At 62.9% G+C, this 23,860-nt stretch carries 14 protein-coding genes and 1 tRNA gene; 1 reads left to right on the top strand and 14 read right to left on the bottom strand.

The window, feature by feature from the left end; genetic code table 11:
- Positions 1-22: 22 nt before the first annotated feature.
- The 12 genes from AC1RNP_RS08055 to AC1RNP_RS08000 form a co-directional block, all read right to left on the bottom strand.
- A complete protein-coding gene (locus tag AC1RNP_RS08055; RefSeq protein ID WP_493050741.1) occupies positions 23-2,794 on the bottom strand; it encodes a TonB-dependent receptor in 2,772 nt (923 codons plus the stop codon).
- Positions 2,795-3,052: 258 nt separating this feature from the next.
- Positions 3,053-4,666: an alpha-glucosidase gene (locus tag AC1RNP_RS08050; protein WP_493050740.1), complete on the bottom strand. Its 1,614-nt coding sequence runs from the start codon at positions 4,664-4,666 to the stop codon at positions 3,053-3,055.
- Between the two features lie 229 nt (positions 4,667-4,895).
- Positions 4,896-5,885, bottom strand: coding sequence for a transaldolase (locus tag AC1RNP_RS08045; RefSeq protein ID WP_493050739.1), 990 nt, complete (start codon positions 5,883-5,885; stop codon positions 4,896-4,898).
- 81 nt (positions 5,886-5,966) lie between these two features.
- Complete coding sequence (locus AC1RNP_RS08040; protein ID WP_493050738.1) at positions 5,967-7,172, bottom strand: CaiB/BaiF CoA transferase family protein; 1,206 nt, start codon at positions 7,170-7,172, stop codon at positions 5,967-5,969.
- A gap of 123 nt (positions 7,173-7,295) precedes the next feature.
- Complete coding sequence (locus AC1RNP_RS08035; RefSeq protein WP_493050737.1) at positions 7,296-9,155, bottom strand: glycoside hydrolase family 127 protein; 1,860 nt, start codon at positions 9,153-9,155, stop codon at positions 7,296-7,298.
- Positions 9,152-11,350, bottom strand: a complete 2,199-nt coding sequence (locus tag AC1RNP_RS08030) for a formylglycine-generating enzyme family protein (protein ID WP_493050736.1) — start codon at positions 11,348-11,350, stop codon at positions 9,152-9,154. The genes AC1RNP_RS08035 and AC1RNP_RS08030 overlap by 4 nt, the downstream gene beginning before the upstream one ends.
- Before the next feature lies 1 nt (position 11,351).
- Positions 11,352-12,335, bottom strand: a complete 984-nt coding sequence (locus tag AC1RNP_RS08025; protein WP_493050735.1) for a ribokinase — start codon at positions 12,333-12,335, stop codon at positions 11,352-11,354.
- Positions 12,332-13,636: a serine hydrolase domain-containing protein gene (locus AC1RNP_RS08020; protein ID WP_493050734.1), complete on the bottom strand. Its 1,305-nt coding sequence runs from the start codon at positions 13,634-13,636 to the stop codon at positions 12,332-12,334. The genes AC1RNP_RS08025 and AC1RNP_RS08020 overlap by 4 nt, the downstream gene beginning before the upstream one ends.
- 26 nt (positions 13,637-13,662) lie before the next feature.
- Positions 13,663-15,984, bottom strand: a complete 2,322-nt coding sequence (locus tag AC1RNP_RS08015) for a TonB-dependent receptor (protein ID WP_493050733.1) — start codon at positions 15,982-15,984, stop codon at positions 13,663-13,665.
- A 304-nt stretch (positions 15,985-16,288) separates the two neighbouring features.
- Complete coding sequence (locus AC1RNP_RS08010) at positions 16,289-17,158, bottom strand: LysR family transcriptional regulator (protein ID WP_493050732.1); 870 nt, start codon at positions 17,156-17,158, stop codon at positions 16,289-16,291.
- A 112-nt stretch (positions 17,159-17,270) separates the two neighbouring features.
- Positions 17,271-19,733, bottom strand: a complete 2,463-nt coding sequence (locus AC1RNP_RS08005; RefSeq protein WP_493050731.1) for a sodium:solute symporter family protein — start codon at positions 19,731-19,733, stop codon at positions 17,271-17,273.
- Between the two features lie 8 nt (positions 19,734-19,741).
- On the bottom strand, positions 19,742-20,590 hold the full coding sequence (locus AC1RNP_RS08000; protein WP_493050730.1) for an HpcH/HpaI aldolase/citrate lyase family protein: 849 nt from the start codon (positions 20,588-20,590) through the stop codon (positions 19,742-19,744).
- A 291-nt stretch (positions 20,591-20,881) separates the two neighbouring features.
- Here AC1RNP_RS08000 and AC1RNP_RS07995 point away from each other — a divergent pair, with 291 nt between their 5' ends.
- The gene (locus tag AC1RNP_RS07995; RefSeq protein ID WP_493050729.1) at positions 20,882-21,316 is read left to right on the top strand and encodes a hypothetical protein; all 435 of its coding nucleotides are present in this window, start codon (positions 20,882-20,884) and stop codon (positions 21,314-21,316) included.
- A 186-nt stretch (positions 21,317-21,502) separates the two neighbouring features.
- Here AC1RNP_RS07995 and AC1RNP_RS07990 read toward each other — a convergent pair.
- Positions 21,503-21,577, bottom strand: a tRNA-Val gene (locus AC1RNP_RS07990).
- Positions 21,578-21,664: 87 nt separating this feature from the next.
- On the bottom strand, positions 21,665-23,698 hold the full coding sequence (uvrB, locus tag AC1RNP_RS07985; protein ID WP_493050728.1) for an excinuclease ABC subunit UvrB: 2,034 nt from the start codon (positions 23,696-23,698) through the stop codon (positions 21,665-21,667).
- Positions 23,699-23,860: the final 162 nt, after the last annotated feature.

Genomic DNA, 23,860 nt, shown 5'->3' with positions numbered 1-23,860 from the left:
CGCGACGCTCCCGCGCGATCGGTCAGAACTTGGCGCTGAAACGGACGCCGTACATCCGCGGGGTGTTGAGGTAGCGGATGTTGACCGAATTGTTGATGAAGCCCTTGCCGGAATAGACCTCGTCGGTCAGGTTCGAGATGAACCCATCGACGCGCATGCTCTCGTCCTGCCCGAAGTTCAGGCCGGCCGAAACGTTGACGGTGGTGAAGCCGTCGACATCGTCGCGCATGGCCAGGCCGTTCAACTGCGTTGGTCCGAAGGCATCGTTATTATTGTTGAACTTCATTTGTTCAAGAGGGATTTCTCTAACACCGACACGATTCCCCGCCTCGTTGTATATTCCCGCGAATCCCTTGCCGTTGAAGGCTGTCAAATAATACTTGGACCGATATGACAAATTGATGGTCCAGTCGAAAGAGCTAATCCCACTCCAGTCCACATCGACCGTCTGCGAAAGATTGAGGTTGACGTTGTACTTCGAAGTGAACGGGAGACGATTTCCGTCGATTGGCACAAACAACCCGTCATCATCACAACTGCATCCAGGGGTGCGGGTATCGAGGATGTCAGAATTCTTGAACTTCGTATCCAGATAGGTGAAGTTGTATCCGAGATCGACGTTGTGGGCGAAGCCAAACTTGCCCTCAAGCTCCAACCCCAGCACTCTGGCGTTTGCTGCGTTGTCGTTATAAACCAAACGCTTCGTGGCATTGGGGTTGCCGCCATTCGGGTTCGGGATATCGATCATGTTCTGCAGCACCTTGTCCTTATAGTCGTAATAGAACAAGGCACCATTCAGACGCACCGGCACTTCACCCCAGGTCATGTCGCTCTTCAGGCCGACTTCATAAGAAGTCAGCTTCTCAGGCTTGAAGGTAGTCGCGAGTTTTGTGCCATCGTCTAAGAACAGTGGCCGATTGAGACCACCGGAGCGGGTTCCTGTCGACACGGTGGCATAGAACATCATGTCGTCGGTGATGTCGTATTCCACACCCGCACGCCAATCGACGAAGCTGTCCTTGTAGACGTCCTTGCTCGTGCCGCTGGGGAAGTCAGACGTGATCCGGACCTCGATCTGGTCGTGGTACGCACGCAGGAAATCATCCCAGTTGTCGTTGACACCCCAGTTCGCGATGCCATCCAAGAAGTAATCCACTGAGTTCGGACCCGGCGTGCAGCCGCTGGCGTTGCAGACGCTCGGCGTGCCGAACGCACGATCGCCCGGCGCCTTGAGCCGGAAACCGGGCGATCCGATGACCAGATCGGAAGGCGTGATGCCAAAATCTGCGAACAGCTCTTCCGGCACGATGAACTGGTACTGCGCGTTCGTTTCCTTCGCGGTCTTCTTGTCGCGGGTGTAACGAGCACCACCGATCAGGCGCAGCTTGTCGTTGACGGCGAAACTGAGGTCGGTGTAGACCGCATTCGATTCGACTTTCGAACCATTGCCACGGTTTTCGCCGCCCAGACCGTTCTGCCAACCGCAGATGGTGCCGGGGCGATACCAGTCGCAGTCACCCCAGTAGCCGTTGCCCACGTCCCACGACACGTAGTCGTACTTCTCGCCGTAGTTGAACAGGCCCGCCGACCAGATCAGGCGACCGGTATCGCCGAAGAAGCGGAGTTCGTTGACGCGCGAACTGGACTTGTCGGCCTGATAGAACGTGTCATACCACTGCAGGCGATTCGGTGCGTGATAAGCGTCCGCTTCCGAGCCCGGATACACGGGGCCGAGCTGCCATTCACGTGAGGCGTTCTTGTTGTAGAAGTCGTACTTGCGATAGGACGTGTTGAACTCCACCGCCACCGCATCATTGAAGTGGTAGGTGAAGGTGCCCGAGATGCCCTTGATGTCGTTGGTGCTGTAACCCGGCCGGCGGAAATACTGGCGGAATGGGTCGTCGAGATCCTTGATGTCGTAGCCGGCGGACAACGCACGCTCGGTGAACATGCCGGGATCGCCCGTGCCCTTCTCCTTCACGTTGTCCAGCATCATGTAGGCGGAGAACTTATCGTTCGGCTGCCACAGGAACGATGCGCGCACGGCTGTGTTGTCGATCGCACCCGGCCCCTCGTAGTCGAAGGGATAGCCGTTCTCGATGTAGGAATCGCGCTTCTCGTTGAACAGCGCGATACGCGTGGCCAGCGTTTCGGTCAGGGGAACGTTGACCACGGCTTCATATTGGCGGAAGTCGTAGTTGCCGACGCCGAGTTTCACGTTGCCACCGAATTCGCCCAGCTGCGGCTGGTTCGGGATCACGTTGATCGAACCGGCAGCGGCGTTGCGGCCGCGCACCGTACCCTGCGGGCCCTTGTTGACTTCCACACGCTCGATGTCGAAGAACATCGGGCCGATCGAACGCGGACGCGGCAGGTACACGCCGTTGTAGTAGGTGGCGACAGCGGGATCGGAGGAGAAGTCGGAATCGGAGGCGCCGATACCGCGCAGGTACATCTCGTACTTGCCTTCCTGCTTGGTGATCTGCAACGCCGGCACGACGGCCGAGAGATTACGGATGTCTGTGTTGACGCCGAGCTTGTCCAGCTGCGTCGCGGTGAACGACTGGATCGTGCCGGAATACTTCTGGATCGACTGCACACGGCGGTTACCGGTCACCTGCACGGTTTCCAGCGTGGATGCTCCAGCGGTGGCCGGTTGCGCCTCTGCGGCTGGTTGCGTGTCCGCAGGCGCAGACGTCGTCTCTTGGGCAACGGCGGAAAAGGCGAAGCTTGCACATGCGGACGCCAGCGCGGCGGCCAGCAGGTCACGCCTTGGAAAGCGAGACTTGAACATCAGACGTACCCCCTCCGGGTCGTTGATATGGATTTTTCGGCTGCGCTTGCGGATGCGAGGACAATCGCGCTACGCAGTGATGACCGCCCCCTCGGCGCGGTGGCAATGGTGTTACGCCGACGTGACGGAAACAATTGCATGCATACGTATTCATTGCGTCGAGGTCGTTCTTCGACACATGAACAAGATTTTCGCTGCAGCGCAGCATTGATCGAAAGCGTTTACAAACTCGATGCATCCGGAGAATTGCGACTTGCATTACCTCAAACGCGCGAATAGCACACCATGCGCCGGAAGACGCACCACTCCGTTCTCGAACGTGCCGGAAGGCAGGCCATGGCCCTCCAACGGCAGAGGATCTTGCAGTGGCAAGCTTATTTCGGCTTCCGCGTCCGACAGATTGAATGCTGCCAGCATCCGCTCTCCTTCATGCTCACGCTGGAAAGCCAGCACGGGCTCGGGTGTCTCGAACATCTGGATCGCGCCATTGCGCAGCGCCGGCTGCTCGCGGCGCCAGCGCAGGAACCTCTGGAATGCCTGCAATACGGAGTCCGGATCGTGTTCCTGCGCGGCGATCGAACGCATGCGATGCGACTCGGGGATCGGCAACCAGGATTGTCCATGGCTGAAGCCACCGTCGGCATCGCGGGTCCACGGCAGCGGCGTGCGGCAGCCATCGCGACCCTTGAAATTCGGCCAGAACGCGATGCCATAAGGATCGCGCAATGCTTTGAAAGGAACTTCCGCCTCAGGCAGGCCCAGTTCCTCACCCTGATAGACGCAAGCCGATCCGCGCAGCGAACAAAGCATCGCATTGAGCAGCTTGGCCAAAGCGGGCGGCGCGTCTTGCCCGCCCCAGCGACTGGCCACGCGCTGTACGTCATGATTCGATAGCGCCCAGCACGGCCAGCCTTGATCGAGCCCTGCTTCCAGGCGCGACACCGTGTCGCGGATGTAATGTGCGCTGAAATCGTCGGTCAGCAGCTCAAAGCTGTAACCCATGTGGAGACGCCCTTCGCGCGTGTACTCGGCGGTGGTCGCCAGCGAGTCCTCGGACGAGATTTCGCCAAGCGCAGCGGTGCCTGGATAGCGATCGAGCAGTGACCGAAGCTGCTCGAGGAACGGCAGATTCTCCGGCTGCGTATTGTTGTAGTAGTGGTACTGGAATGCATACGGATTGTCGGGACTGAAACCACGCCCCACCCGTTTCTCCAGCGGTTTCGGCGGGTTGTCGCGCAGTTGCGCATCGTGAAAGCAGAAGTTGATCGCATCCAGCCGCAGGCCATCGACACCGCGATCCAGCCAGAAGCGCACGTTCTCCAGCGTCGCCGCTTGAACTTCAGGATTATGGAAATTCAAGTCCGGCTGCGAAGACAGGAAATTGTGCAGATAGTATTGGCCGCGCCGCGGTTCCCAGGTCCAGGCCACGCCACCGAACAGCGACATCCAGTTGTTGGGCGGCGTGCCGTCCTCGCGGGCATCGGCCCATACGTACCAGTCGGCCTTGGGATTGTCGCGGCTCTGCCGGCTTTCGCGGAACCAGGCGTGCTCGCTCGAAGTGTGGCTGAGCACCTGATCGATCATCACCTTCAAGCCAAGCGCATGCGCCTTGTGCAGCAGGCGATCGAAATCCTCCAGCGTGCCGAACAGCGGATCGACCGCGCGATAGTCGGCGATGTCGTAGCCGAAATCGGCCATCGGCGACTTGAAGAACGGCGAGATCCAGATCGCATCCACGCCGAGGCCGGCGATGTAGTCGAGCCTGTCGACGATGCCGGGCAGATCGCCGACGCCGTCACCGTCGGTATCGAGGAAACTGCGCGGATAAACCTGATAGATGACGGCGCCGCGCCACCATTGCGTATCGCTCATCGCTTGCCCGAATCGAGGTGTCGAAACCGGGGCGAAGCATAAGCCTCCCAGTCGCTGCGTCAGCGGCTTCGCATACGTATTCACCGGTTGGTCCGGCATGCGGCGGATCAACCCCCAATGTTTGCTTTGCAAACGTTGGGTCCCAGGTGCGTGACTTCCACAACCCCGCCGCTGTCGCGGCGCCCCTTAACTCAAAGGGGCGTTCTCTAGAGAAGTAGTCCGGGTGTCTTTAGAGGCGCTTGGCAAGGTCCGTGCGCAGTCCGGCCAGGTCCTTGGCGAAAATGGCGATGCCGTCACGCAGCTTCTCGGTGGCCATGGGATCGGCGGCGAGGTCACGCTGGTATGCCTCGGCGTCGATCGGTGCTTCCGTCGACGCACCGGCGGCGCTGGGTGGCACGAGCTTGCGCGTCAGCGTGCCGGCATCGTCCTCGAGCGCCTGCAACAAATCGGGCGAAATCGTCAGACGGTCGCAGCCAGCCAATGCTTCGATCTGCGCGGTGGACCGGAACGAGGCGCCCATCACCACGGTCGACACGCCGCGACGCTTGAATGCGTCGTAGACGCCGCGCACGAAGCGCACGCCGGGGTCGTCATCGATGGTGGCCGGCTTTTCGCCATGCGCCACGTACCAGTCGAGAATGCGGCCGACGAAGGGCGAGATCAGGAACACGCCGGCTTCCGCGCAGGCCAGCGCCTGGGTGCGATTGAAGATCAAGGTGAGATTGCAATCGATGCCTTCGCGCTGCAGCTGTTCGGCGGCGCGGATGCCTTCCCAGGTCGCGGCAACCTTGATCAGGATGCGCTCGCGCGGAACACCGATGCCGTCGTACATCGCGATGAAGCGGCGAGCCTTGGCGATGGTCGCCTCGGTGTCGTATGAGAGATCGGCATCGACTTCGGTGGATACGCGCCCCGGGATCAGGCCCGAGAGCCGCTTGCCGACACCGACGGTCAGGCGGTCGGCCACTTCCGCGGCGACGCGCTCGGGATCACCGGATTGCGTGCGCCCCCACTGCAGATGTTCCTCGATCAGATCGGCGTAGACGGGCAGATCCAGCGCCTTGCGCACGATGGTCGGGTTGGTGGTGCAATCCACCGGCCGCAGGCGCTCGACCGCGGCGTAATCGCCGGTATCGGCCACCACCACCGACATTTCGCGCAGTTGCGCCAGCTTGGAGGCGGTATCGGGAGCGATGCTGGAAACAGGATTCGTGTTCATGCGGCGTGACCGTCTGCGGGGGAAGCTTTCCTCAGTATCGCGCAAGTCGGACGGATCCTCACGTCCCCGATCGTTTCCAGATCACGCCTTGGATTCAGCTTCCTCGGAAAGATCACGCCAAGGCGCCTTCGCCGCGCTCAACGACTCGGCATGCTGTCCGAGCGCCGGAGCCGCGGATGGCTCCGGCCCTGGCGTGCGCCCGAACTTGATCGGATGGGTGACACCGCGATAACGCCCCACCAGCGGATGTTCGAACGTGCCCACGATGCCTTCGGCGAGCACCTGCGGATGCTCGAACATGTCCTCGATGCGACGGGCTGCGGCGCAAGGCACCTCGTCACCGAACAGTGTTTCCCATTCCTGAGCATCACGCGTGGCGAGCGCGGCGTGCAACTTGGGCACGATCTCGGCCGCATGTTCGGCGCGCTTGCGCACGCTGTCGTAACGGGGATCGTCCGCGAGTGCGTCCAGCCCGGTTTTCGCGCACAGCGCTTTCCAGAAACGCGCTGTGTTCGCGGAAAGATAGAGATAGCCCTCACCGGTCGGATGGATGCCGGTGACACCGCCCGAGCGCATGTCGCGGCCGATGTCGAGCGCCTCGCCCTCGGCCCAGATCATCCGCGCCGATTGCATCGTCAGCGCGCTGCGCAGCAGGGAGACGCCGACGTATTGACCGAGGCCGCTGCGCTCGCGCTCATATAGCGCCGATGCCACACCGGAGGCCAGCAGCGCGGCCGCGTAGTAGTCCACCACCGAGCCGTAGATGATTTCCGGCGCGCCGCCGCGCTTGCCCTGCAGCGCGCACATGCCGGTCATCGTCTGCAACACCTGGTCGTAGCCGGCCTTGTCCTTCATCGGGCCGGTCTCGCCGTAGCCGGTCACCGCGCAGTAGATCAGGCGCGGATTGATCAGGTTGAGGCGATCGTGATCGATGCCCAACCGCTTCGGCACGCTCGGCCGGAAGTTGTGCACCAGCACATCGGCCTCGCGCACCAGCCGCAGTAGCGCGGCGTGGTCTTCCGCCTGCTTGAGGTCGAGCACGATGCCACGCTTGCCGCGGTTGACGCCGAGGAAGGCGCGGCTCTCGCTCGACAGCGTCGACGGATACTGGCGCAGGTTGTCGCCATCCGGCGGCTCGATCTTGATCACGTCCGCGCCCTGATCGGCGAGCAGCGTGCAGCCGTAGGGGCCGGCGATGTAGGCACTGAGATCGAGCACGCGCACGCCGCTCAGCGGCCCGCGGGCCTCCTGGCCGTGCTTCGCCGGATCAGGCGGAGAGGTTTGCATACGTGGGGGTCGTAGGGTCGCCATGGCTGCGTCCTTTCACTCTGCGCAATGATGCGCCTGAGAAACAGGCTGGCTTCATATGTTCTGGCGCTACAAATTATTGCGTAAGCGGCGATGAACGCGTTACGGCGCGGGTGGCTGGGCGTCGTCTTCCGGGGCCAGCTGCATCCAGGTGAGGCGCCAGGTGCCGTCACGGCGGCCACCGACCGCGAAATACGGCTGGAAGACGATCGGCGCGCGGTATCCCGGATCCAGCCCGATGCGCGGCGGATCGCCGTCATGCCCGGCCGGCAGCAGTCGCAGCCATTGCGCCTGCGGTGTCTTCGGGAGCCGCAAGGTTTCCTCGATCTTGAACCCGTCGATCAATTCGCTGGCGTACACCAGCGGGCCGCGCGTGATCGCGAGATATTCGAAGCGCAGCACCTGCTGTTGCACGGGGCTGCCATCCGGCGCGCGTGATTCCTGGACGTTGCGGTTGATCGCGCGATGCATGCACGGCTCCATCGGGAAAAGCGCGGAGATGGCGTCTCCAGGCTGCCACTCGCGCTCGATCACGGCATAGCCGCCGGGTTCGACGGCATAGTCCTCGGCCGCGACGCCGCCAACGCGCAGCTTCGCGCCTTGCGCCCATGCGGGAACGCGCAGGCGCACCGCGAACCTCGCCGCACGCTCCGGCTCGATCGCGATGCGAATCTCGCTGTCAAAGGGATAGGCTGTGGTCTGTTCGACCACGATCCGCCCCGCCTTCTCGTCCTCGTACAACGCACGACCTGGCCCGAGCAGATTGATGGCGATGTCCTGCCCCACCGATACGCCATAAGCGATCGCGGGCAACTCCTCCAACGCCATCGCGCCGCTCGATTTGCAGCAACGCCAATACGTGGTGTGCACGCGCTTTCCGTTCGGGAAGACGTAGTAGCACCAGTCCTCGCCATCCGGCGCCTGCGCACCCAACAAATCGTTGTAGGCAGAGCGCTCGATCTCCTCGGCATAACGTGCTTCGCCGGTGATCGCGAGCAGCTCGCGATTCAATTGAATCCACGCCAACGTCGAACAGGTTTCCACGTAGCCATACGGGCTGAACACGCCAGCGGGATTGAAGACCTCACGCGAACGATGCGCCACGCCGCCCCAGGGACCGCCGCCAAGCGTGAGGTGATGGTCGCGGATGCTGCGCCACAGATTGTCCACGGCGAGCCGAAGATCGTCGCGTCCGGTCGCCTTGTGCAGTTTGGCCAGCCCCACTAGGTTCCAGGCCAATTGATAGGCCTTGCCGGTCGCGATCTCCGATGCGTCGATGCCTTCCGTCGCGCACGTGAGCAATGCGAGCGCGGGATTGGCATCCGCCTGTCTCAAGACAAGCAGGGCCAGATCCAGATAGCGACGTTCGCCAGTGACGAAATACAGCTCAGCCGCGGGATCCATCAGCACGGTCGCCGACATGCCGTGATGATTGCCGAGTTCGTTGATGTCGATCCCTTCGGCATCGAGAGTCTGCCAGCAGAGGTCACCGATCTTGCGCGCGGCGTCGAGATAACGCGGCTCACCGAGATGCCGATATGTCTCGATCAAGCCGAGGATCAGATAACTGTGCGTCCAGATATCCCAGGTCCGCACGCTCGGCGCGCCATCCCAAGTGCCAGGTTTTGGTGGCTGCTTGCGCATGAAGCGTCGCGCCGACGCATAGGTGCCGAGATAACCATCCGCTTCCTGCAGCGAAACCAGATAGTCCGCGACCTGGCGCAGGTTCGCCTCAAGATCTGCATCGCCGCTGCGCGCCACGGCCTTCGCGGTCGCGATCAGCCACTTCCCGGCGTGCTCGCCGTACCAGTCACCCTCGTGATTGTCCTTGCGCCGCTCCGGCGCGAATATCGCGATCGCGGGGCTGGTCTCGTCGACGATGAAGTGCGACAGGCGGCCACGCCGGTTCGCATCCAGCGCATCGCCGAGCAATCCTCGCAGTTGCACCTCGCGCAGGATCATGGCCGGCGCGCATCCACCACGCAGCGGAACCCGACGCAACCGGAACGATCCTTGCACGGGGCCATCAGCAGATATTTCCCGTGCTGGTCGAGCCGATAAGCCTGCGGGAAATACCAATGCGAGGTTTGCGGCTGATAGGCACTGCCGCCGCGCAACACGGCGGCGCGTGTGTGTTCGTCCCTGTATTCATCGGTCCATTGCCAGACGTTGCCGACCAGATCCAGCACGCCGAACGGACTGGCGCCTTGCGGATGCGCATCGACATCATCGGGAGCAATCAGCTCGCGCCCGCGATTAACCTGGGGCACCGCATCGTCACGCCAATCGTTGCCCCAGGGATACGGGCGCCCATCCGTGCCTTGTGCCGCATACTGCCATTCCCATTCGCGTGGCAGGCGTTTGCCGGCCCATTGCGCATAGGCGCGCGCATCCTCGAGCGAAACCCAGATCACGGGTTTGTTCCCGTGCCCCGCCTGCGGCGCACCATCGTGCCAATGACGCAGGAAGTTGTGCGCATCGCGCGGGTGATAACCGCTGGCATCGAGGAATTCCTTGAACTGCGCATTGGTCACCGGCGTGCGATCGATGAAGAACGGCTCCATCCGCATGCGCCGGCGATGACCGCGCCGCGGGCTGTCCTCCCATGGATATTGCACGTCGTTGCCCTCCCAGGTCTGGCCTTCGATCTCAATCCCGCCAACGACGAAATCAAAATCGCCTCCCGGAATCCTGACCATGCCGGACGGAGCCACATCCACCGGCGCAACAGGCTCGATCGGCACCGATTGCTGCGGCAACGAACGCCAGACATTGGAAAGTGATTGGAGCGGCGTCGCGGCGCGTTCGCGCATGTTGGCCAGAAATGTTTCCAGCCCGTCGACGTCGACCCCGGGCTCCAGCGCCACCAAAGCACCGAATCCACGCCCTTCGAGCGTGAAATCAAACACCGCATGTCCCGTATCCAGACGCGGCTGCAACGCAACGCCATTCCATGCATCGAAATAGCGCATTCCCTCATCATGCGGTATCGCGATCTGTTCGCCACTGACCGTGTACTCGTTTCGATTGACCAGGGTCCACAGCGTCACGCCGGCACCGGGAAAGCGGCTCGCGAAAACGCCGGCTTGCAGGGTCGGCTCGTAGGGCCGCCACTCCATGCTCACCATCAGCGCCGCGAACTTGCGTTCGATGGCGGCGATGCGGCGCAACGCCTCGGCATCGCGCGGCGTGAGCTGGTTCCAGATGCCCCAGATGTTCTCCCAGGCGTTGTAGCCGACGCCGTTGAAGAAGATGTACTGGAGGTCGTTCGTTCGATCGCGCCCCCAGCGGTTCTCGTAGTTGATCATGTGGCGCGGTTCCAGCCACTTGAACTTGGCGACCGAGGGCACGACATCGGCCGGCACTTTCTTGCCCCAGCTCTGCACGTTCCAGATCAGCTGCTCTTCCGCGCTGATCGTCGATTCCGGCTGCAACACCACCGGATGCCCCAATGCATCGCAGGCATCGAAGAACGCACGCGGCACGCCGTTGTAGGTGTCGCCATTGACACCATCGGCACCGACCGCCGCGACCAGCTCGGCGATGCTCTGCCAATCGTTCTTTTCGGGTGGGCGCGTGCCGTTGTCCCAGGGCATGGTGGGCAGGAACACGCGAACGCCGCGGCGGTGGAAATCCTCGACCGCGCCGCGCAGACCTTCGATCCCGCCCGGCAGATCATGAGCCAAGTCGGTCTTGTTGCGATCGTCGATGCCGATGTTCGGATAGACGAACCAGATCAGCACGCTGTCGATGCCGCCGAAGCGTTGCTCGAGATCGTCGAGATAACGGTCGACCGTGTACTTCCCCGCCACCGGATCGTAGAAGTAGCGATCCTCGACCATCATCTGCGCATGCACGAAATTGCGTTGTGCCCATTGCAGCTCCGGGCGGCGATAGTTGGCGTCGTCGTAACCGATCCGGGTGAGGTGCTCGCGGCGCCAGTCGATCAGCTCCGCGATCCAGTCGTCCGCGGTGCTGTTGACATCGATTTTCCAGTGCCCGATCTCGGCGAACGGCCAGCCCGGCGCCTTGCCGGGCAGTGGCAGGTAACGGCCTGTCGTGACGTGCGAGAACTTGTACTCCGTCTTCACCTTGCGTCGCGGCGTCGCGGGCGATGTCGTCTTCGATGCGTCGGAGGAGTCGGAGTCTCGGGTCATGTCAGGGTGCAATGCGTGGTGGAGAGAAGTGTCGCGCAAGACCGCAGTAGGTGGCGAGCGCATCGTACGCGGCTTCCGGCTCGGGCATGGCCGAGACCAGCCAGGCTTCGACCTCTTCCCGTGCCGGGATACTGGTTTGCGCGCCCATCCGGGTGCAGGCCAATGCCGAGGCGGCGCAGGCGTGGCGCATGGCATCGTCGAGTGTCCCGTTCCGGGCGAGCGATGCGACAAGCGTCCCGCAGAACGTATCGCCGGCCGCCGTGGTGTCCATCGGATCGATGCGGAAGCCGGGTTGTAGGCGAATCTCGCCATCCGCATAGGCGCAGCAACCCCGCGCGCCCAGCGTGACGATCACGCATGGCACACCGGTTGCGGCGAGCGCGGCGCCGATATCGCCCTTGATGCCGGTGACCGTCGCCAGTTCGCCTTCGTTGACGATCAACACATCGATCACGGCCAGCAGAGACGCCGGCAATTCGCGCGCCGGCGCGGCATTCAACGCCACACGGACGTTCGCGGCCTTTGCGGCACGCGCCCAGCCGACGACAGTATCCAGTGGCGTTTCCAATTGCAGCAGCAGGGTGTCGACGCCAGCGAGATCCTGCAGATGCTCCGGCCTCAAGGCGGCATTGGCGCCAGGGGCGACAGTGATCGCATTCTCCGCATCATCGGACAGGCAGATGAATGCCGTGCCGGTGGCTCGGTCCTCGCAGCGAACGATTTCAAGCTGCACACCGGCTTCCCGCAGCGATGTTTCGATCGGCACGGCGAACGCATCGACACCGAGCGCGAGCAGCATGCGTGTGCGCGCACCACCCGCGCGCGCGCACGCGACCGCCTGATTCGCGCCTTTCCCGCCGGGGAACGTGGCGAAATCGCGTCCGAGCACCGTCTCTCCCGGCGCGGGCACGTGCGATGCGCGCACCACGAAATCCAGATTCGCCGATCCCGCCACCAGAATCGTCCCGCTTGCGGCCGCCATCATCGCTCCAGGCTGTCGTAGACCAATCGATAGAAATCACGACTGATGCGCGGCAGATCGTGAACACCCTCGTGCGGCAGATGCTGCAGCATCAGGATCGCCACCAGATGTTCCCGCGGATTGATCATGTAGGTCGTGGATGCGGCGCCGGACCAGCCGAATTGCCCGAGCGCTCCACCCTGTTCGCGCTTGCCGGGGTCGGTCACGACATAGCCACCGAAGCCGAAGCCTTCGCCTGCACTGAACTGGGTGACCGGCGGATCCAGCATGGTGAGCTGGTTGCGCAGCATCGATGCGACAGTTTCGCGCTTCAGGATGCGGGCATCATCCAGCGTGCCGCCATCGAGCAGCATCTGGCAGAAGCGCGCGTAGTCGGCCGCCGTCGAATACAAGCCGCCGGCGCCGCTGGGATAGGCATTCAAGGGAGCACCCGGCTCCACCGCACTGGGACCGGCATCCAGTACCAACCTGCCATCCCTCCCCATCGTGGTGATGTCGATGATGCGGTTGCGTTTTTCCACCGGAACGCTGAAACCCGTATCGTGCATGCGCAACGGATTCAGGATGTGCTTGTGCAGATAGGCGTCGAAAGGCTCCTCGCTCACTACCTCGACCAGGCGCGCCAGCACTTCCAGCGCTGCGCCGTCATAACCGAAACGTGTACCGGGTTGCGCCGCCAGCGGCGCACGGCTCAGGCGTTCGACGAAACCGCGCAGATCCTTGGCGCCGTGCGGATCGATGCGCTCCAGTGCTTTCACCGCCTCCTCGTCGCCACCGAGGCCGGCCGGGAATCCCGCAGTGTGGGTGAGCAATTCGCGGATCGTGATCTGGCTACGCGCCGGCGCCAGCTCCAGCGTATCGGCCGTGCCTCCGACCATGACTTGCGGTTTGGATAATTCCGGCAGGTATCGCGCGACCGGAGCATCAACTTCAAGCTTCCCCGCTTCCGCCAACTGCAGGACGGCGACCGAAGTCACCGTCTTGGTCATCGAATAGATGCGGAAGATCGCATCGCGCGGGAGAGTCTCACGACGCGCGATGTCGCGGTGGCCGTAGGCCCGCCAGTCGACGATACGGCCGTCGCGCGCGATCAGAACGACACCGCCGAGATAACCTCGCTGATCCAGCGCTTTCTGCAGGAAGCGCTCAAGCTTCTGCAATCGTCGAGAGGAAAATCCTTCCGATGCGGGCGTGGCAAGGGGCAGCGGTGTACGCACCGCCGCCCCATCGGCGGTTGCCTGTTTGCCGAACGCCTGCGTCCCGGCAAGCGCCAGTCCGCAAGACAGTAAAACGAACCAGCGCATGCCCGTACCGTACCGCGATCCCGCTCCTACCACGTGAACTCATGCGTGAACGAGATCATCCTGCCGCGCCCCGCCCAGTAGTTGCGGAAACCCGGCACCTGCGACCAGCTCAGGATGTATTGCTTGTCGGTCAGGTTTTCGACGCCCAGCGAGAAACGGCCATATTTATCCGTCTTGTAGTTCACACCGAGATCGAGCAGCGTGTATCCCTTGGTGTGTTCCTCGTAGCTGAACTCCCTTCCGTCGTATTCGCGAACGTCGCTGCCGGACAGATCGCGCGAAAGCAACGTGGTCGATCCCAGCGTGACATCGCCTTTTGGCGAGAACTTCCAGCGCACCGTCAGGCCGATCTTGTCCGGATTGACGTCCAGCGCGCCCATCGGCTTGTTCAGGCCGCCCGCGGACCAGCGCCCTTCCGGGTCTTCGGTCCAGAACGCGGTCTTGCCGCGAATGCGCGAATACAGCGCGCTCACCTTCCACGCGTCGTTGATGTTCCAGTCACCGGACATCTCGATGCCCTTGATGCGCGTCGGCGCGCGGAAGAGCACATAGTCGTTGGTGGCCGGATCGATCGCGAAGGACGTGCCGTAATCGGAGCGGGAATCATAGAAGGACGCGCTGAACGAAGCGCTCTCGCCGACCCAGTTCACGCCGTACTCGCGGTTGTTCACCACCACGGCCTTCAGCTCGCGGAAGGTGGAGTCCACCGAAGCAGGCGGGTCACCCGGGCAACCATCCGGCTTGACATCGTCGGGATCGTTGGGACAAGAGATATTTCGCAGCGGAATGCCGACGTTGGGCAAGCCGAAACCTTCGCCGTACGCCACGAATGTCGACCATTGCTGGTTGATGCGCCAGATAGCACCAAGGTTGCGCAGCGTCTCCGCATAGGACAACTTGCCGCCGTCGACATGACGACGATCGCGATACCATGTGGTGGTGTAGTCGCCGACTTCAAGTTCTCCATCCTCTCGGCGTATGCCACCACTGATCGTGAACGGACCGATGTCATAACTCAGCTGCGCATACGGCGCCACGCTGGTGTATTTCATCGGCGGCACCCAGGTGCGATCGGTGAGCGCCAGGCGCTGCTCCGCTTCGTCGCGTACCCAGTCGATGCCGGTGCGCAGTTCCAGACCTTCCACGTTGAACAACGAGGAACGCACCCAGGCGGTCCGCAGGCCGACTTTCTTCGTGTCGATTTCCGATTGGTCCCAGATCAGCCCATCCGGTCCGTTGGGCGGAATCAGTGGATCCTGCCGATCCTCGCCATTCTCCGGCGGATAGCGCATCGCCTGATCCGCCCAATAAGCGTTCGCGCTGAACGTGCCGCCGAAGACATCACCGTCGGTGTACATCAGGTTGAACTGTTCAAAATCGTTGAACTCGGCCTTGCTGCCGAAGATGTGGCCGCGTTCAGAGGTATTGGGCTTCGGATTCGGGCAATCCACCGGATCGTAATCCCGGCAACCGTCCACCTGGATGTAGTCGCCGTTCCCCTTGATCTTGAAATGGCTGTAGGTCGCCTGCAACCGCTTCTCGCCGTTCTCACCGAAGTTGAAGCCACCCTTGAGGAACAGGTTCTTGGCCACCGAATCGTTGACCGAACCGCTGGTGTTCATGCCCAGGCGGCGACCGTCGGCGTCGTAGCCCATGCCGCGATCGATGACCGACATACCCACCACCAGATCGTAGTTGTCCTGCTTGCGCATGAAGTTCAGGCCGACCTTCCAGCCTTCGCTGTCGTCGGCGAACTGGGTGGAATAGCGCGTCAGCAGGCGGAATTCGTTGCCTTCCTTGGTCGGTGTCGCGGAGATGTAGTTGATGATGCCGCCGGCCGCACCGATGCCTTCCGACGCCGACGGGCCGTTGATCACTTCGACGCGGTCGACGATGCCCATGTCGGTGAAAGTCGCATTGCGGCTGCCGTCGCGCAGCGGCGATCCCTGCGGCACGCCGTCGAACAGGCGCAGCGCGACGCGGCCGCGCAGAGTTTCGCCGGCATTGCTCATCGCCTGCGAGGCTTCCGCATAGCCCGGCACGGTGCGCGCCAGCACCGCCGTCGCATCTTCCGTGACCAGCAGCGTGTGCTTGATCTCTTCCTTCGATACCAGCGTGATCGCGCCGGGAATCTTGTCCACCGCCTTCGGCGTGCGCGTGCCGGTCACGACCACCTTGTCGAGGTCGGTCGCTTCCTGCGCCTGGTTCGTGCTGTTCGCAGGCGTTTTCTCCTCCTGCGCGTTCGCGTCGGGCGGAGCGCTTTGCGCGTTCTCCTGCGCACGGACGTTCTCGACAGGAACGCCTGCGAACAGGAGGCAGGCGATCGCTGCGGAAAGCGGCTTGATCATCGTCGTGTCTCTCGAAGTTCCGGTGGCTGCGGGAGCACGGCAACGCAACGTGCTCATTCGGCATTGATGCGACACAACGCGTCACACCTGTACCGACGGCAGCCTATGCGCTTCGATCAATATGTGAAATCCGCGTGAACTATGTTCAGAGGCTAGTTTTTGTTGCTTACGCCGATAGGAAAACTTTGTTGCGACGCAACAATGGCATGCGGATCCTTCCGCAAAACCCGCACCTCCATGTGCGGACTTTCCAATGCTCACTTCGTTTAGGCGTTTGCTATACGTCAGATTCTGACCGTAGTGATCACTGCATCGTCTTGCGGCTTTCCTCAAGCAGCACGTTGACGAGGCGGATACGCACGCTGGAACGCGACCAGACGATGCCGATGCGCCGCGGTTCACCAGCGTCAGGCAAGGGCAGCCGCACAAGACGCAACCCTTCCGGCCACGGCCGTGCCCAATCGGGCACCAGCGAAACGCCGAGCCCGCGATCGACCATCACCGCGATGGCATTAAGTCCATTGAGCTCGAAACGCTCACGCGGCACGATGCCGGCGCGACGCAGATAGTCGTCGGCCAATCGTCCGCCCCATTGGTTGCGGTCGTAGCGGATCAGCGGCTCGTTGGCGAGCAGTTCGTGCGGATCGCGCCCCGCCATCGATTGCGGTGCGATCACCACCAGCGGTTCCTCGCGCAGTAATTGCCAGTCGCAAGTCTTGGGCAGGGTGAACGGCGCCTGCAGCACCAATGCCGCGTCGAGTTCGCCGGTTTCCACCGCGCGATACAGCTCGGCGGAATATCCCGGACGGATGAAGACGTTGATCTCCGGAAACTGCTCCACCATCCGCGCCAGAATGTCCGGCAGCATCCCCGCGAGCGCGGTCGGGCATGCGCCCAGATGCAACTCGCCAGACACAGCGCTGTCGTTGGCGATACTGCGCAGATCGGCGACGCCACGCAGCAGTTCGCGTGCCCGTTGCAGGATGCGCGCGCCCTCTTCGGTCATGCTCACGGTGCGACCGACGCGCGCGATCAGGCTGGTGCCGAGTTCGCGCTCCACCGTGCGGATCTGCTGCGCCACCGCCGCGGGCGTGATGTTGAGCACGCGCGCCGCCGCCGCCATCGACCCCTGTTCGACTACGGTGACGAAAGTATTGAGGAACTGGGTTTCCACGTTGTCGATCCGGGCATGATTGCAAGGACGTGATTGCAAAGGATTCCAGGCCACGTTGGCCTTCGGGACCGTTTATCCGCCGTTTCCGCCATCGCGGAAACGACGACTGAGTTTACAGGCTTTCCGGCGCCCCTTTGTCTGCGCCGGCAATGGCTGGCGCATCCGGAGCGGCATCCTGGCGATAGATCGTCAGCCCGTGCAGCGAACGCGTCGGTGCCGGGAACAGCAGGCTCGCCAGATATCCGATCACGATGCAGAGCAGGATCGAGATCGCCAGGTAGAAGTACGGATGCACCAGATCGAACGACCACGCTATCAGAGTCAGGCAGATGCTGGAGCCGATTCCGATTGCCACGCCCGGCGAATTGGCACGGCGCGTGAACATGCCCAGGGTGTAGGCGCCGGCGAAGCCGCCGCCGAGCAGGCCTGCCAGTTCGATCGACACGTCAAACAAGGAGTGGATGTCGAAGCGCGACATCAGCAGCGCTACGCCAATGCCGACTAACCCCACAACGACGGTCATGATCTCGGCGAACAGCACGCTCTGCTTCGGCGTCGGGTTTTTCGCGATCTTCTCGTAGAAGTCCACGGAGATCAGCGTGGCAACACTGTTCATGATGCTCGACAGCGTCGCCATCGCCGCGGCGAAGATGCCGGCGATGATCAGCCCCGTGACACCGGTCGGCAGCTCCGCTGCGATGAACAGCGGGAACGTGGCATCGATCGGCAGCAAGGGATTCATGCGTTCCGGATGCGCCTTGTAGTACACGAACAGCGCGGTGCCGATCATGTAGAACACGAAGCCGCCGGGAATCATGATCGCGGCGAAGGCCCAGATCGAACGGCCGGCCTCCTTGTCGGATTTCGTCGACAAGGTGCGCTGCATCAGCACCTGGTCCTTCGGGAAGGTCAACACCACGTCGAACAGCACGAGGAAGATGAAGCCCCACACCGTTGCCTTGGTGAGATCGAAGCTGAAATCGAGCAGATGGAACTTGCTCTCGGCCATCGCCGTCGAGTAGAACTCGTCGAAGCCGCCATGCAGTTTCCAGATGATGAAGCCGATGGCGAAGATCGCGCCGCCCATCTTGACGATGACCTGCACGACATCGGTCCAGATCACCGCCTTCATCCCGCCCATCGCGGTGTAGATGATGGTGAAGCCACCCATCAGGATCACGCTCCACACTACGCTGATGCCGGTGATGGTGGCGATCGCCAGCGCCGGCAGGAACAGGATCACGCTCAGCCGGCTGCCGATCTGCATCACGATGCACAAGGCGCTGGCGAGCATCCGGATCGCGGGATGAAAGCGCGTCTCCAGATACGAGAACACCGACATCAGGTTGAGACGCCGCAGGAGCGGGACGATCCAGACCGCGACGAACATCAGGCCCAGCACGGCGATCAGGTTGTTGGTCAGGTATTGCCAGTTGCTCTCGAACGATTTGGCCGGAATGGCGATGAAGCTGATCGAACTGGTGTTGGCCGCGTACAGGCTCACGCCCGCCGCCCAGAACGGAATGCTGCGCCCGCCGACGAAGAAACTCGCCGTGGAATTGCGTTTCTCGCGCAGATAGAAGTACAGCCCGATGCCGAGCATCGACGCCAGATAGACGGCGATCACCAGCCAGTCCTGCCATTTCAGCAATTGCCGGCTGGGCTGGATCTGGGCATAGGCGAATTCGACGCGTCGGCCATCCGCCGCCGATCGTGCCCAGAAGACACCATCGCGCCAGGCGGCCGTTACGATCGGGTCGGTCGCGGTCGCTCCGGGCAATGCCGTCCAGGCACCGGTGATGATCTGGAGCGTCATGGGAGTCGCCAGCGCATCGCTTCGGCTCGGATCACGCACCAGGTAAAGCACGTGCGCCTGGCCGATCGCACGCGCTGAACCCACCACGATCGCGCCAGGAACGCGACCCTGCTCCGTCCAGCCCTTTTCGCTTTCGCGCGTGGACCAGCGCCACAGATGCTCGCCGCCGCCGGACGCATCCGCCACGGTGACGAACACCGCCGCCGTCTGCACCGCGAACGATGTCGCCACGCCGGAAGGCCATCCCGCCAGACGCGTCCATTGCGGGTTTTCCGCTCCGATCGTGATCCGCAGCATGCGTGGCTGCGCACCTTCATTGCCCACGACGTACAGCGTGTCGTCCTTCAGTGCTCCTCGTGCGTGTTCCAGGGGAACGGGAAGCGGCGGCAATGGCTGCAGATCCACCGCATCGTTGGTGATGCCGATCCGGGCAATGCCGATCACCGCTCGCGATTCCGGCGCGGTCAGCAGGACATAACTTTGCGATTCATTACCGAAGGTACCCGCGATATTCGTGGAAGCGGCTCCGCTCCCCCAGTGCAATCGCGACCATGCCGTCCCATCCGGCGACAGCCACCAGACCGAATCGCGCAGGATCGCGAGCGGATGGCCCTCCACCTGCGCGACACCGAGGATTGCCGTATCCGCTTCGAGCGCCGGAAGCGTTCCGCTGCGCATCGGTGCCAGGTTTTCCGCGAATGCCGGCATTGTCGCCAGCAACAGGCACGCCGCCACGAACGCGCGAATCATCCTATGCATCGTGTGCATCATCGCGCGGCCGCAACGATGGCCTGGGCGCGCTTGAGGAACGGCAGGTCGATCATCTTCCCGTCCACGACGAAAACGCCGCGCCCCTGCTCCACCGCCGACCGTGCAGCGTCCACGATGCGACGCGCCGCAGCCATTTCTTCTTCCGATACCGCGAACGCCGCATTCGCCAACGCCACTTGCCGCGGATGGATGCAGCTTTTGCCCATGAATCCGAGCCGGCGCGCCATTTGCGCTTCGGCCGAAAACCCCGCCGCGTCCTCCAGATCGGCGAAAGCCCCGTCGACGGCGAACACACCGGCCTGGGCCGCCGCCATGCGCACGGCGAACATCGTCGCGTGCACGTTGGCAACGTCGTGACGATCGACGCCGTGTGGCTCGAACAGATCGCCCAGCCCCAGCTGCAGTCCCGCCACGCGCGGATCGGCCGCGGCGATGTCCGCCGCATGCGCCATGGCTTTTGGCGTTTCGATGTTGACCAGCAGCCGGATCGGCTGCGACACGGCGTTCGTGGCCTCGGCACGCTGCAGGATGTCGATCGCCGCGTGCAGTTCGGCGGCCGATTCGATCTTCGGGATGTTCAGCAGCGCCACGCCGTCGTGTGCGACGGCCTGCACGTCTTGCTCGAAATGGCCGCTGTCGGGTCCATTCACGCGGACGATGATGAGCTTGGCGGCATCGCGGGCCGCATCCGACCGGATGAACCCGGCCACCGCGGCTCTCGCCTCCGCCTTGCGTTCGTCCGCGACCGAATCCTCGAGATCGAGCGACAACGCATCCGCTTCCCCGGCCAGCGCCTTGGCGAACAGTTCCGGCCGAACACCCGGTACGAACAATTTGCTACGCATGGGGCTTCGCCGTCATGCGCGGAGTGTGCGCCAAGAGACATCACATTTTGGATATCCCGGCCATATTCAAACGATAGGGATTCTTTTGATTGCTGCGTGATGCGCGCAAGCAAAACTCCTGCGCAGGGCCAGTCCGCTGCCTAGTCTGGCCGGCGACTGCCGGACTTCCTCGCCATCCTCGCGCGTGGGGCGGCAATGCTAGAGTACCGGCCAGGGGCGATACACATCCGGAAGCGTCCAGGGATTACGGACCCGTGTCTGCGGGACCTAAGGAGACTTATGTTTCTGTCGATGACGATCGCGTTGGCCCTCGGCGCGTCCGCGCAGGCGGACCCGGATTCCATCGAACCGGGCAAGGCCGGCACCGCCCAGCTCTACGCGGAATGCGCCGGCTACTACGATTTCATCGCCGACTCGCAGGAGAGCAGCGGCCGGAAGCAATCCGGGGACATCATGCGCAACATGTCCAGGAACGCGGTGCTGATCTCGCGACGCATCTATACCTCCGACTGGCAACTCAAGCACCCGGACGGCAAGCGCCAGGCCATCGACTGGGAGCGGGAAGCCATCGCTCCGCACAGGAAGCGCGTGAAACTGATGCTGCTCGCCATGGACAAATACGACGATCCGTCCATGCGCGATAGCTATGGCTCGAAATGCGCCAGGCTCACAGAAATGACCGACCTGCTGCTGAAGTCGATCGATCGGCAGACTCCGGCCAAGTAAAGCGATCCCGCAGGGCACTTCCTGACGCGCGTGATGCGGCGGGAGGGATTGATTAAAGGATGTCGGCTCCAATGAAAAAGCCGATAGGCAGAAGGGCGCCCACTGCATCTGGGGCCGTCTCGCAGGTACTTTCTCGTACTGACGAGTGACTGACCAATTAAAAACGGCATAAGCCGTTGATTCAATTGGTGGGCGGTACAGGGTTCGAACCTGTGACCCCTACCATGTCAAGGTAGTGCTCTACCGCTGAGCTAACCGCCCGAAGGGACGCGAATTCTAGCTGACGGCGGGGGGAGGGACAAGCGAGCGGCGCCTGAAGAGGCCTATCGCTTCCCATGGGCGCCCGGCTCAGCCGGCCAGCGCGGCTTCCTTGATCCGACGGATCTGGTCGCGCACCCGGGCCGCCGCCTCGAACTCCAGATCGCGGGCGTGCTGGTACATCTCCTGCTCCAGCGCCTTGAGCCTGGACGCGAGCTGGGCCGGATCGAGCACGGCATATTCGGCGGCCTCCTCGGCCACGCGCCTGGCCTGGCCACGGGCGCGCTTCTCGGCCGCCGGCACGCTGCGCGCGCCTTCCATGATGTCGACGATCGGCTTGGCCACCGATTTCGGCACGATGCCGTGCTCGGCGTTGAACTCGAGCTGCCTCTGCCGACGACGGCCCGTCTCATCGAGCGCGGCCTGTATCGAGCGCGTGATCGTGTCCGCGTACAGGATTGCCTTGCCGCGCAGGTTGCGGGCGGCGCGGCCGATGGTCTGGATCAGCGAACCGGACGAGCGCAGGAACCCCTCCTTGTCGGCATCGAGGATCGCCACCAGCGACACCTCGGGCATGTCCAGGCCTTCGCGCAGCAGGTTGATGCCGACCAGCACGTCGAACTTGCCCAGGCGCAGGTCGCGGATGATCTCCACGCGCTCCACCGTTTCGATGTCCGAGTGCAGGTAGCGCACGCGCACACCGTGCTCGCCGAGGTACTCGGTGAGGTTCTCGGCCATGCGCTTGGTCAGCGTGGTCACCAGCACGCGGTCGCCGAGCGCGACGCGTTCGTGGATCTCGCCGAGCAGGTCGTCGACCTGCGTCGCCACCGGGCGGATCTCGACTTCGGGGTCTATCAGTCCTGTCGGCCTGACCACCAGTTCGATGATCTGCCCTTCCGTCTTCTCCTGCTCGTACCGGCCCGGCGTGGCGGAGACATAGATGCTGCGCGGCGAACGCGCCTCCCACTCCTCGAAACGCAACGGCCGGTTGTCCAGCGCCGACGGCAGGCGGAAACCGAATTCCACCAGCGTTTCCTTGCGCGAGCGGTCACCCTTGTACATGGCGCCGATCTGCGGAATGGTGGCGTGCGATTCGTCCACCACCAGCAGCGCGTCCGGCGGCAGATAGTCGAACAGGCACGGCGGCGCTTCGCCCGGCATGCGCCCAGTCAGGTGACGCGAGTAGTTTTCGATGCCGTTGCAGTAGCCGACCTCGGCCATCATCTCCAGGTCGAACTGGGTGCGCTGCTGCAGGCGCTGCGCCTCCACCAGCTTGCCTTGCGAATAGAACTGCTCCAGCCGCTGCGGCAATTCCAGCTTGATCGCTTCGATCGCGTCCAGCGTGGTGCGGCGCGTGGTGACGTAGTGCGATTTCGGATAGATGGTGTAGCGCGACAGCGTCCGCTGCGTCTCGCCGGTGAGCGGATCGAACAGCGTCAGCTTCTCGATCTCGCCGTCGAACAATTCGATGCGCAGCGCCTCGGTATCGGATTCGGCCGGATGCACGTCGATCACTTCGCCGCGCACGCGATAGGTGGCGCGGCGCAGTTCGGTGTCGTTGCGGGTGTACTGCATCTCGGTCAGGCGGCGGATCAGCTCGCGCTGATCGATGCGCTCGCCCTTGACCATGTGCAACACCATCTTGAAGTACTCGCTCGGATCACCCAGGCCGTAGATCGCCGACACCGTGCAGACGATGATCGCATCGCGCCGCTCCAGCAGCGCCTTGGTCGCCGACAGGCGCATCTGCTCGATGTGTTCGTTCACCGAGCTGTCCTTCTCGATGTACGTGTCCGATGACGGGACGTAGGCCTCCGGCTGGTAGTAGTCGTAGTAGCTGACGAAATACTCCACCGCGTTGTGCGGGAAGAACGCCTTGAATTCGCCATACAGCTGCGCGGCGAGCGTCTTGTTGTGCGCCATCACCAGGGCCGGCCGCTGTATCTCCTGGATCACGTTGGCGATGGTGTAGGTCTTGCCGGAGCCGGTCACGCCCAGCAGCGTCTGCCGCGCCAGGCCCGACTCGAAGCCCTCGACCAGGCGTGCGATCGCCTGCGGCTGATCGCCGGCTGGCTGGTAAGGCGCGATGAGCTGGAATCCCGCGCTGTTGGATGCGTCGTTCATACGGGCGCCAAGGGTCAATTCGTTAGTTTAGCGGCTTCCCGGCCCGGGCTTCGTCAAGCAGGAAGGCCGCTTCGAGCAACCCGCTGTGGGATCGTTGCCGACAAATTCGGCCGGGATATCCTGACATCCCGCATCGCCGGGCGCCGATTCTGCGATCCGCAC

The organism is Luteimonas sp. GW821-FHT14E02, assembly GCF_058803905.1.
This window is presented reverse-complemented; position numbering and strand designations above follow the sequence as displayed.